Annotated in this window: 11 protein-coding genes and 1 pseudogene; 4 read left to right on the forward strand and 8 right to left on the reverse strand. The window is 69.3% G+C overall.

Annotation, left to right across the window (positions count from 1 at the left end; all coding sequences use genetic code 11):
* The 3 genes from CED_RS26425 to CED_RS25640 all read left to right on the forward strand — a co-directional run.
* A partial coding sequence (locus CED_RS26425; protein ID WP_035913339.1) for an integrase core domain-containing protein occupies window positions 1-337 on the forward strand: 337 nt, incomplete at its 5' end.
* Between the two features lie 263 nt (window positions 338-600).
* Window positions 601-1,809 (forward strand): acyl-CoA dehydrogenase family protein, encoded by a 1,209-nt coding sequence (locus tag CED_RS20210; protein WP_369807864.1) that lies wholly within the window; start codon window positions 601-603, stop codon window positions 1,807-1,809.
* Between the two features lie 641 nt (window positions 1,810-2,450).
* Window positions 2,451-2,975 carry an arsenate reductase ArsC gene (locus tag CED_RS25640; protein WP_369807865.1) on the forward strand — a complete coding sequence of 175 codons (525 nt, stop codon included), beginning with the start codon at window positions 2,451-2,453 and terminating at the stop codon, window positions 2,973-2,975.
* Here CED_RS25640 and CED_RS20220 read toward each other — a convergent pair.
* The 8 genes and pseudogenes from CED_RS20220 to CED_RS20250 form a co-directional block, all read right to left on the reverse strand.
* Window positions 2,930-3,493 carry an MOSC domain-containing protein gene (locus tag CED_RS20220; protein WP_035913343.1) on the reverse strand — a complete coding sequence of 188 codons (564 nt, stop codon included), beginning with the start codon at window positions 3,491-3,493 and terminating at the stop codon, window positions 2,930-2,932. The two genes, CED_RS25640 and CED_RS20220, sit on opposite strands and share 46 nt — an antisense overlap.
* Before the next feature lie 13 nt (window positions 3,494-3,506).
* Window positions 3,507-3,596, reverse strand: a pseudogene (locus CED_RS25645) (cyclase); the annotation flags it as partial.
* Window positions 3,596-4,414, reverse strand: coding sequence for a GvpL/GvpF family gas vesicle protein (locus CED_RS20225; RefSeq protein ID WP_035913347.1), 819 nt, complete (start codon window positions 4,412-4,414; stop codon window positions 3,596-3,598). The pseudogene CED_RS25645 and the gene CED_RS20225, both read right to left, overlap by 1 nt.
* 5 nt (window positions 4,415-4,419) lie before the next feature.
* Window positions 4,420-4,851: a gas vesicle structural protein GvpA gene (locus CED_RS20230; protein WP_011435457.1), complete on the reverse strand. Its 432-nt coding sequence runs from the start codon at window positions 4,849-4,851 to the stop codon at window positions 4,420-4,422.
* 175 nt (window positions 4,852-5,026) lie between these two features.
* On the reverse strand, window positions 5,027-5,845 hold the full coding sequence (locus CED_RS20235) for a GvpL/GvpF family gas vesicle protein (protein ID WP_035913348.1): 819 nt from the start codon (window positions 5,843-5,845) through the stop codon (window positions 5,027-5,029).
* A 45-nt stretch (window positions 5,846-5,890) separates the two neighbouring features.
* Window positions 5,891-6,091 (reverse strand): hypothetical protein, encoded by a 201-nt coding sequence (locus tag CED_RS20240; protein WP_152569813.1) that lies wholly within the window; start codon window positions 6,089-6,091, stop codon window positions 5,891-5,893.
* A 372-nt stretch (window positions 6,092-6,463) separates the two neighbouring features.
* Window positions 6,464-8,641 carry a bifunctional diguanylate cyclase/phosphodiesterase gene (locus CED_RS20245; RefSeq protein WP_051868965.1) on the reverse strand — a complete coding sequence of 726 codons (2,178 nt, stop codon included), beginning with the start codon at window positions 8,639-8,641 and terminating at the stop codon, window positions 6,464-6,466.
* 199 nt (window positions 8,642-8,840) lie between these two features.
* Window positions 8,841-9,659, reverse strand: coding sequence for an SAM-dependent methyltransferase (locus tag CED_RS20250; protein WP_035730986.1), 819 nt, complete (start codon window positions 9,657-9,659; stop codon window positions 8,841-8,843).
* A gap of 500 nt (window positions 9,660-10,159) precedes the next feature.
* On the opposite strand from CED_RS20250, the gene CED_RS20255 reads away from it, so the two are divergent.
* Complete coding sequence (locus CED_RS20255; RefSeq protein ID WP_011435453.1) at window positions 10,160-10,714, forward strand: flavodoxin family protein; 555 nt, start codon at window positions 10,160-10,162, stop codon at window positions 10,712-10,714.
* The last annotated feature ends 95 nt before the right edge of the window (window positions 10,715-10,809 follow it).

Raw genomic sequence — 10,809 nt, forward strand, 5'->3', positions numbered from 1 at the left:
CTTCGGTACCATTGCCGAGGCGCGCCAGTTCTGCCGCGGGTTCTTCGCCTGGTACAACCATGAGCACAGACATTCGGGAATCGGCTATCTCACGCCGGCGGCCGTGTACTTCGGCCAGGCCGAGGCGGTACACGCTGCCCGCAGCCGTGTCCTCGACGTGGCCTACGCCGCGCATCCGGAACGGTTCGTGAACCAGCCCCCGGTCCCGCCGCCGCTCCCGAAGCCCGCCGGGATCAACCACACGCCGGATGACCAGGCCGAACCAGCCGACGGCGTGCCCGAACGATCAGAAGTCATCCCTCGACCGAGATCACGACAGGGACGGAACACAGGCTAGTTCACAAAGAATCTTGTCCTAAAAATCTTGACAAGTTCCGCCCGCAGAGCCGCAGAGCCAGGGAAACCCTGGTAATCTGGGCCGCTCTCACGGCCCCTTAGCGCTTTCGCGATCCGTATCTACGTAGAAATTGCTATGATCTATCCGTAGATGCGGCTTCAGTCGGAGCTTTGCCGTCGGTGACCAGCCTTTACCTCCCTCGACGAGAAAGGGACGGACGATGTCTCCGCAGATCAGGCGGTTGATCAGAGTGGATGCGTGACATGTTCTGGCCAGGCCCCGCCCACCCCGACGACGAGACCAGGCACTGGCTCGCCCGGGTCGAGAAAGTCGCCCCAGTCCTGGTCCAGCACCGTGAACAGGCCGAACAGGAGAGAATGACGCCGCCCGACGTCATCGACGCCCTGCGTGAGCAGAACATCCACCGGATGTGGGTCTCCCCGGCCTTCGGCGGCGGCGGGGTGAGTGTCCGGACCGGTTCCGCGGTGCTCCAGGCGCTCGCCCGGATCGACGCCTCCGTCGCCTGGCAGATGGGGGTCCAGGGCGTCATCGGCCGGATGTCGGACTACCTCCCGGAGCAGACGGCCGGCCGGATGTTCCGGGAGAGCGATGGTCTCGTCGTCGGTGGGATCAACCCGTCGGGCCACGCCGAGGCCGTCCCCGGCGGTTACCGGGTACGCGGTCGGTGGTCCTTCGCCAGCGGCTCCACCCACGCCGACTGGCTGGTGTGCGCCTCACTCGTCACCGAAACCAGCGCGGCCGGCGAGGTAGCCGCGGGAAGTAAGGCGAACTCGTCGGCCCCGGCCCCGCCCACAACCCGGATGATGTTCGTTCCGCGGGATGCCGTCCGTTTCACCGACGACTGGTTCACGATAGGGCTGCGCGGCACCGGGAGCGTCAGCTTCACTGTCGACGACCTCTTCGTCCCCGAGGAGCACACCGTCGACGGCGGGCTGCTGCGCCGGCTGCCCGCGGCCCGGCCCTCGCGCGGCTACCCCATCGCGTACTACGACTTCGGCCCGTTCACGACCGCGTCAACGGCGCTCGGCATCGCCCAGGACGCGCTGAGCGCCTTCCCGGGGCNGGCGGTCAGCGCGGTTCCTGCCCGCGGGACGGAGACATTGGCGTCCAGCCATACCGTTCAGGCCGGCCTCGCCCGCGCCGCGGCCCTGGTCAGGGCGGGTGAACTGCTGCTCGACGATGCGGCCGGCCACGCGAGTGCCCGCCTCATCGGCGGGGAGAAGCTCAGCGCCCTGATCCGGCTCGCCGCCACCGCCGCCGGCGAAAACACCCTGAAGGCCGTGGACACCCTGCACGGCCTGGCCGGCACCAGGGCCCTGGGCGCGGCAGGCCGGCTCGACCGCTGCTTCCGCGACATCCACACCGTGGTCGCGCACATCACCCTGGCGCCGACGAACTTCGAGATGGTCGGGTCGTATCTCCTGGGCGGCTCGTTGCTGATGCGGCGCTGACCCCGTCCGATGCCCCGAGTCCCTACCCCCGAGCCCCGAGCCCCCGGGGACGGTCTGACGAGTGCCATCGCGGCGAAGGTCTGCCTGGTCGCCCGAGTGCCGTCAGGCGTTGGCGAGGGTCGCCTCGAAGGCACGGTCGACCGCCTCGGTGACCATCACCGCCACCGGCTTCGGCATCTCAGCGATCTTCCCGGCTGCCGCCAGAGCCTCGCCCACCAGAAGTGATCAGGGCGACGCCGGGACTTCGTCACCCCCGTGGGGAGCACCCGGTGGCACCCGTGGGAGTATGCCACTGGCAACCCACGGCCGACGCGAACGATTACATCAGTGTTATCAAAATGTTGTTGACAATGACCGGCGGCGTTTACGGTCGGCAATGGTCGCGCCGGCAAGACTCGTAGTCGGCGAATATTCGGNCCATGAAATCACGGTCCGCGATGCCGCACCCGGCGAAACCGTGTTCGACGATACCCCATCGAGACATACCCAACATCCGTTGCAACGGAAGCCCGCGAAAACATCAACATTCAAACAAGTTCCTGACATCGCGACCTGGCATCCAGATCCGAAGAAAATACATTCCGCCGCAACCCCGGCAACCCGTTATCCCACCGTTCCAGCACGGCCGACCAGGAGCGTTCGTGGCTCGTCCGCCCGAAGTGCTGTTCGTCTGCGTCCACAACGCGGGCCGTTCTCAGATAGGCGCCGCCCTGCTCGACCGACATGGTCGTGGCCTGTTCCGCGCCCGATCCGCCGGCACCGCCCCGGCCCCGGCCATCCACCCGGGAGTCGTCACCGTCATGGCCGAGGTAGGCATCGACCTGTCCCGGGAGTCCCCGAAGCGACTAACCAACGAGATGGTCCGCGACTCCATCGTCGTCATCAACATGGGATGCGGCGACGCCGTTCCCAGCTACCCCGACACGCGCTACCTCACCTGGAAACTGGATGATCCGGCGGAGTGCACGCTCGAGGAGATCCGGTCGATCCGCGACGAGATCGACGCCCGCGTCCGGGCACTGGTCTACAGNCTCGGCGTGGCCGCCCGCGTCGGGCTGCTGAAGAACCAGCCCGGTTACACCGGGATCCCGCCTGGCGGTACTGACCCGGATGCGTGGCGCTATCCTCCACCGGTCGGGGCGGGCGCACCCGACGCGACCGCGTGATCCGGCACGACCGCGTGATCCGGCACGACCGCGTCGACGGGCTCGGCCTCCCGGTGCGGGATGATGATCGTCGCGCCGANCGGGACGGTGCCGCCACGCACGACGTCTGCGCGCAGGCCACCTCGGTCGCGTAGCGCGCTCCAGACCCCGGGGCGGGTGAGCTGTTCGAGGTAGGAGCACGGTGGGCAGGGCCGGACACCGAGCAGGACAACGTCGTCGATGCGGAAGGTCCGCCCGACGAGGNCGAGCAGCGCGACGCCCTCCGTCACCAGGTTTCGCCTGGTCTCCCACTCGGCCAGAGCCACCCCGGCATCCGCGGCCACGGCGGCGATGACCTCACGCTCGATCAGCGTGACGGCGCGACCGGCGCCACCGCGCGCGGAGTAGGTCCCGGTGCCGGTGGCGTAGCGGTCGCCTTCGAGACCGTGACCCTCGATCATTCGAACGGCCTCACGGGCCCGCATCCGGGTACCCCGGATCGGCGTGGTATAGATCCCGACCAGGCGTCCCGCGACCATGATGCCGACACTACCCGCTGGGACAGTATTCCATGGTCGGCAGGATCCGGGTGAGGCCGTCAGCGAGCGGATGAAAAGTGACGGCGCCCCTGGTGGAGCCCTTCATTGATCATTCCCTTCCCAGATGTCGGAGTCCGAGCTCCAACCCCATCTGCCGGTCCCCCCGAAGGCGTCGGCGTCCGCCGTGTCACCGGCTCCGGGCGGACCCGTGGGGTCCTCGGCGAAGTCGATGGCGGGAAGTGGGCCGACGTATTCGATCGTGAAGTACGGACAGGCGCGACGGAGATCGGCGACGGCGGCGTCGAACGCATCCACGGCGGCATCGCGCAGCAGAAACGCCCAGCTGAGCACCGGGTCATCCGCGCCGCCGTGCGGGCGCCGTGGCCGGTCGGACAGCGCCAGCGGACGCAGCAGGTCGAGGATCGCATCGGCCTGGCGCTGCCGGCGGGCGATGACCAGGTCGGCCACCTGCTGGCCCAGCCTGATCCGCGCGTCGAGATCCGCGGACGGCGTGACCCCGACGAACGGGCTGCCCGGCAGTACCTCGGTGAGGGCGGACCGCTCGTCCTCCTCCACGTCGAGATGCAGCTCCACCAGCCCTTCGAGCGCATCGAGCCGATCGGGCATCTCGTCGGCGAGCGGGGCGAGGACCTCACGGCATACGGCAGCCTCGTCGGGGGCGACGGTCCCGAACCGCAGCGGCAGCACGGGGCCTCCGGCGAGAAGTCGCTGCAGGATANCCAGATGACGCACGGCCTCGGACTCGCCCAGAATCCCGACATCCGCGGTGACGCTGACCGCCGCCGCCAACGGCCCGAACCGCACCAGGTGCACCTGCCCCGGAGGGTGTCCGATGCCGGGCGGCGGTGGCATCGGCGCCGGATGCCCGGACCGCGTGATGCCATAAATGATGACAGACATGGCGATCATCCCTCTCGGCCGCTGCGGCGGTCGCCCGGCGCGCTGCGCCCGGCCGGCAGATCCCGCCGGGCGTGCTCCTCGGACGATCCGCCACGCAGCGAGCCCACCGCCTCCTCGGCGGTATCCTTCAATCCTTCGAGCGCCCCCTTCGACTTCTGCCTCGCGGTGCCGTCGGTGACCTCATGCATGAGTCCGGGCAGGCCCGGGACCTGCTCCTTGGGCGCGAGGTCCAGCCGGTTCACCGCCTCGGCGAACCGGAGGTAGGTGTCCACGGTCGCGATGACGACCCGGGCGTCGGCCGTGAGGACCTCGATGCCGACCAGCGCGACCCGCGCGTAGGCGTCGATGACGATTCCCCTGTCGAGCACGACGTCGAGGACATCGGCCAGGCTGCTGGGCTTCGGAGCCCGGTTCATGGACTGGCTGGAGACGGTCATGGCGCTGTCCTCGCCTTCTTCCATCGTTCTTCGTCCGCGGAGGAGGCGGAGCGGGCCCTCGACACGCCGGGGGGGTCGGGGCGATCCCGTCTCCCCCGGCCCACCGAAGCACCCTGCCCCCGCACAGCGCCCCGTCCCGGCATGGCCCCCCCGGGGAACCAGCACCTCGCCGAGCTCAGTCATCGCCGCCACCATGCCGTCCTCCGACAGCACCATGCCGTCCTCCGACAGGACCCGGGACCCGATCGGCGTCCGGAACCCGATCGGCGGTGCGCACCCNGTCAGTGGTGCGCACCCGGTCAACCACCGGCGCTCCACCGCCGGGCGAGTCCTCGTGACCGTCGAAGGTGCCGCCCAGATGCTGGTAACCACCCAGCGTGATATGGACAAACGAGTAGGGCGGCCAGGGACCCGTCGCCTCGGCGGGGCACCCCGCCGCGTCCAGCTCCCGCGTCAGCGCGGTCGCCGTGGTGAGGAACGCATCCTCCTCCGAACGCGGCACGAGGTACGCGCAGTCGAACATCCGCCCCGGCCGACCGGTGTGCCGACGGGCGTCATCCCGCGCGATCGCGTCCACCTCGGTGTCGGCGCCCAGCCCATCGATTCCGGCGGTGTCGCTCGCCGCGGGGATGATGCCGTATACGTAAAGACCGCGGTCGGTCCGGGACACGCGCGAGGACGGCCGGATGCCAGGCCCGACCACGCCCACAGTTGCGACAGTCGACTCCGGAACGGACTCCGGAACGGACTCCGAGACGGACTCCGACTCCGGAACCGACCCCGACTGCGAGACCGGAACGGGAGGAAGGTCCCGAGGCGGGGTCACGGCCGGCCTGATGCCCTCCATCGCCACCCGGGTGATCTCACGGGCGAGGCACTCGACGATCTGATGTCGGGCGAGTTCGCGGGCCTCTCGAACGGCCTCCTCGACGACCTCGGGCGCGAGTCGCCGGGCGAGGGCCGTGAGATCCTCAGCCCCGGCCGTCGTGCTCATGGCCGCTACTCCCTCGTGTCGCGTCCCTCGACGGCCGATGCCCGGTCAAGGCCGATCCCCCTGCGCCAGCCAGGTGCCGGCCCTGCCGAAGAGCCGCTCGACCGCGTCCGCCGGATCCCGGCCCGTCGCCCCTCCGGTGAAACGGCCGGTGAAACGGCCGGTGAAACGGCCGGTGAAACGGCCGGTGAAACGGCCGGTGAAACGGCCGGTGAAACGGCCGGCAGCCCGGTCCCTGGGCTCCTCCACACCCTCCCCGGCACGATTCACGATCTGCGCGGGACGGTCGGCGATCCGCTCAGGATGATCCTCGGCCCGCCCGGCGACGGGCGGTCCCGTCCTCGTCTGGGCTCATGGTTTCTGGACTCATGGTGTCTGGGCTCAGGGCCGGTGCGCGGCCCCCGTCCGCCCCGCCTCCAGGACAGGGAGGACCGAGGCGTCGAAGACATCGACACGCCGCCCATTCCCGGGACTACCGACTCCAAACTCCCAGCGTATGACGGGTGCCGACCGCAGATCACCGACCGGCGCCCCGCCCCGGAGGAGCCCCCGCCCGGAGGAGCCAAGGCCATCCAGGCCGAGGGTCCACTGGGGGTGGAGAGGTCAGCGCGTCCTACGGGATCAGCGCGCCCATGCCGCCCGCGCTGCCTGCGTGGGGCTCGAAGATGTTCGGTCCGAGCCAGCGGACCGGGTGAGGATCCTCTGGGTGATCTCCTCAGCCGTCAGCGGCGGCGCGAAGAGAAAGCCCTGCGCGCTGTCGCAGGCGGCCGCGCGCAGCCGCTCGGCCTGCATCGGGGTCTCGACGCCCTCGGCGGTCACCGTCAGGCGCAGGGTGTGGGCCAACGTGACCAGCGTCTGCACGATCTCCTCATCCCCCGGGTCGGCGTCCCGCGCCGAGTGGAAGCCCTCGACGAACGGTCCGGCGAGCTTGAGCGTGTGCACCGGCAGCCGACGCAGGTAGGCGAGGTTGGAATAACCGGTGCCGAAGTCGTCGATAGCGATCCGCACGCCCATCTCGGCGAGCCCGCGCAGGACCCGCAGCGGCTCGTCGGCCGTGCCCATGAAGGCGCTCTCGGTAAGTTCCAGCTGGAGCAGGTCCGGGGAAAGCCCGGTCTCGTCGAGAATGCGTCGGACCTGTTCCACCAGGCCGGCCTCGCGGGTCTGCCGGGCGGCCAGGTTGACGCTGACGAACAGGGCGTGCGGATGACACTCCTGCCACTGCCGCGCCTGCCGACAGGCGAGCTCCAGCACGCGCCGGCCGAGGGGCACGATCTGCCCGGTCTCCTCCGCCATCCCGATAAACAGATCGGGGGGCAGCAGACCGAGGCCAGGATGCCGCCAGCGGACCAGCGCCTCCACCCCGACCATCGCCCCGGCGGCCATCCTGGCACCCGCACCGTCGCCGAGGGCGATGATCGGCTGGTACTCGACGACGAACTGGTCCTGTTCGAGGGCGCGGGGCAGCATGGTCGACAGAGTGTGCCGGGTCACCTGCCGGGCGCCTCGCTCCGCCTCGAACAGGGCCCAGCGACCCTTCCCCTCCGCCTTCGCCCGGTAGAGCGTGATGTCGGCGGCCCGTAGCAGATCGGCGTAGTCCCCGCCGGCGACGGGCCGTTCGACGATGCCGATGCTCGCTCCGATGGACAGCGCGTGGTCACCCACCCGCAGCGGGCTCGCCAGCGCCGCCAGCACGGTCTCGGCGACGGCGACGGCGTCCGCCGTGCCGGCTGTGTCGGCGACAAGGATCACGAACTCGTCACCACCCATCCTGACCAGGAGCTGCTCCGGGGACAGCACCCGACGCAGCCGGTCCGTGACGGCGACGAGCAACCGGTCGCCGACGTCGTGGCCGAGGCTGTCGTTCACCATCTTGAATCCGTCCAGATCGATGAAGCACAGCCCGATGCGACGTTCCGGTCCCGTGGCCATCAGTTCGTGGACCCGTTCGATGAGTACCGTCCGGTTCGGCAGGCCGGTGAGCGGGTCGTGCCGCGCCTGGCGGCGCAGCTGGTTCTGCAACAGATGCCGGTCAGTCACATCCACGATCATGGAGAGCTGCGCACGGCACCGCCCGTCGTCGTCGCGCAGACACGACGTGGTCAGCTCGGCCCACACCACCGACCCGCCGATCCCGGTGANCCGCCACTCCATCCGGATGTGCTCCGGTCCGGCGGTCCGCTGGGCGGCATAGGCCTCCCGGAGCTCCCTCGCGTCCTCGGGATGCGCGAACTCGTCGATTGACCTGCCCTGCACCTGACCCGGGCCGACTCCGAGCATCCGCAGAAAAGCGTCGTTGGCGTCGATGATCCGTCCGCCTCCATCATTGATCAGGATTCCGATCGCGGAGCCGGTGAAGATCATCCGGAAGCGGGCATCGCTCGCGTGCAGAGCCGCGCGATGGATCGAGTCCTGCCCGGCGAGGATCCGCTCCCGCAGCGCATGGGCGTATCCCTGGGCCAGCCCGCCCTGCAACGCCGCCAGCCGGGCGCCGTACCCGTCGGCCGTCCCGAGTCGTAGGTCGGTGAGCAGTCTGGTGCCACAGATCTCGATGGTTCCGGCCAACGCGTCCGCGGCGCCGAAGGTGTACTCGACGACGGCAGCCCCGACCGCGGCCGCAGGGTCGGCCGTGAACGGTTCGGCGAGCAGGGCGTCGACGAGCCGGTCGCTCAACGCCCGTAACCGCTGCTCGACGTCGATCAGGCCGATCGCCGGATAGCTGGCGCCGAGGATCTCTCGGGCCCAGGCCTGGGCGAAGCGCGCGACGCCCTGCTGGCGGGCTGTCTGGGGCAGGGACCTCACCGCACGCACTCCTCATCGCACGCATTTCTTGCCGGACCATGACAAACCTTGGGCCTGACCCGCCCTGTGACAAAACCTCGGCCGCTGGCCGGAAAAGCGCCGGAAGCCGGAGAAAAACCAATAAAAAATTAAAAAAGTAAAGATAGCCAAGAAAAATCATAAAAACCAAGAACAGTCAGGAACAGGCGGGAACGGCGAGCTACCGGCGCCCGACCGCGGCAAGTATCGTGGAACGCACCGGGTTGTCCGCGAGGGGATCGGCGCCCATGCTCGCCGCGTCCGGGCGCCAGGCCGGCAGGTAGACCAGGCCCGGGTCAACGAGCTCGTATCCGCGGAGCAGACCGGCGATCTCCGCACGGGAACGCGGGGTCACCCCGGTAGGGGTCTCGTCGTAGACCTTGCCGGCCTGGTTGATCCCTACGGCCCGCTCGTCCGCGATCACATGCGAGATGGCCAGGTAGCTGCCCGGCGCCGTCGCCTCCCGGAAGGAATCGATGACGCCAGCCGGGTCATCGCTGTCGGGGACGAAATGCAGAACCGTCACCATGAGCACGGCGATCGGTTGAGAAAGATCGAGCAGCTCGGCCACCGCGCTGGAGCCGAGGATCGACGCGGGCTGCCGAACATCCGCCTGGAGCACCGTGGCCCGCGGATTGTCGGCCAGCAGCATCCGGGAGTGGATGACGGCGACCGGGTCGATGTCGACATAGACGACCCGGGCCTCCGGATTCACCCCTTCGGCGATCTCATGGACGTTACCGACCGTCGGCACCCCGGAGCCGAGATCCAGAAACTGTGTGATCCCGGCCTCGGCAGCGAGGAAGCGCACCGCCCGGTGCAGGAACAACCGGTTCGATCTGGCGATCAGCAGGGCGTCCGGGAGGATCTCGATGGCGGCGCGCGTCGCCTCCCGGTCCACCGCGAAATTGTGCGATCCGCCGAGCGCGTAGTCGTACATCCGTGCGGCGCTCGGGCGATTGACATCGATCCCCGCGGCCCACTCGGGCAACTCCTCCATGATCATCTATTCTCCTGTGCGACCCGCTAGACGACGTACGGTGAGGAGATTGTCTACCATCGCTACCTTCGTCACCACACCGGCCGGTGTCGCTACGGAGACCAGCACCCTCCACACCGCGTTCGCTCGTTTCACCGCACGCCCGCCATACCTCCCGCCCGGGCCTCCCGGCGGCGCGGACCGACCTCCGGCGGCGGCCCATGGGGAAGCCGCCGACCGTGCCGAATGTCCGGTTTGACCAGACCGTCCTACCCTGCCCTGCGTGGCCGTCCACGGATGACACTGGTCTGGAACCTGGATCGAGGGTCGACGCCCGCGACGGCCGAGGAGACCCCTACGGCCGCAAGAACCGGAAGAACCGAAAGAACCGGGAGGACCGGAGCTCGCGGCGGCAGCCGACAGACCGACGGCGGCCGGGACAGCGCGGGTATTCGGGCGTCGCCCTCGGCCGGGACCGTACGAGGCTCCGGTACGAGGTTCCGGGTGAGGAGTGGGACGAGATGCGCGCCCTCGTCGTGTATGAATCGATGTTCGGCAACACCAGGGTGATCGCGGACGCCGTCGCGATCGGCCTGTCGACGTGGTTGGACGTCGGACTCGTAGAGGTCGGCACCGCGGACCCGGCCCTGAACGACGATGTCAGGCTCCTCATCGTCGGCGGGCCCACCCATGCGTTCGAGATGAGTCGGCCCGAGACCCGGCACGACGCCACCAGGCGGACCGAGGGCAATGTCGTGTCGCCGGGGATCGGGATCCGGGAGTGGCTCGAGGCACTGCCCAGGCAACCGAGTGGGTCGCCCGAGGGGACGCCGCTCACCGGAGCGGCCACGTTCGACACGAAGGTCCGTCACCCCCGTCCCGCGGGTTCGGCCGCGGCCGGTGCGGCAAGGTGCCTGCACCGTCTCGGCTTCTCCCTCCTCGACCGTCCACGGAGCTTCTACGTCGACGGCCCGCCGGGCCCCCTGGTGGCCGGCGAACCCGAACGTGCCCGCCGCTGGGCCGAAAGCCTCGGATGGATGGTCCCTGCCTCGGCGAAGGGTAACGCGCTTTCCTGAGGTCGGGTGGCCCAGGGGAATTGCACCCCTGGGCTCCAACAGAACGGAGCGTGACAGTCTCCCGTCACTCCGCTCTTGTCATCCTCATCGCCAGG

Origin of the sequence: Frankia sp. CeD, assembly GCF_000732115.1 — a bacterium.
GTDB lineage: Bacteria > Actinomycetota > Actinomycetes > Frankiales > Frankiaceae > Frankia > Frankia casuarinae.

Bases quoted from the DNA above. Each gene is read 5' to 3' on its own strand.
- CED_RS20250 (WP_035730986.1), bottom strand. From the start codon at position 9,659: ATGGAGGAGTTGCCCGAGTGGGCCGCGGGGATCGATGTCAATCGCCCG.
- CED_RS20255 (WP_011435453.1), top strand. From the start codon at position 10,160: ATGCGCGCCCTCGTCGTGTATGAATCGATGTTCGGCAACACCAGGGTG.
- CED_RS20230 (WP_011435457.1), bottom strand. From the start codon at position 4,851: ATGACCGTCTCCAGCCAGTCCATGAACCGGGCTCCGAAGCCCAGCAGC.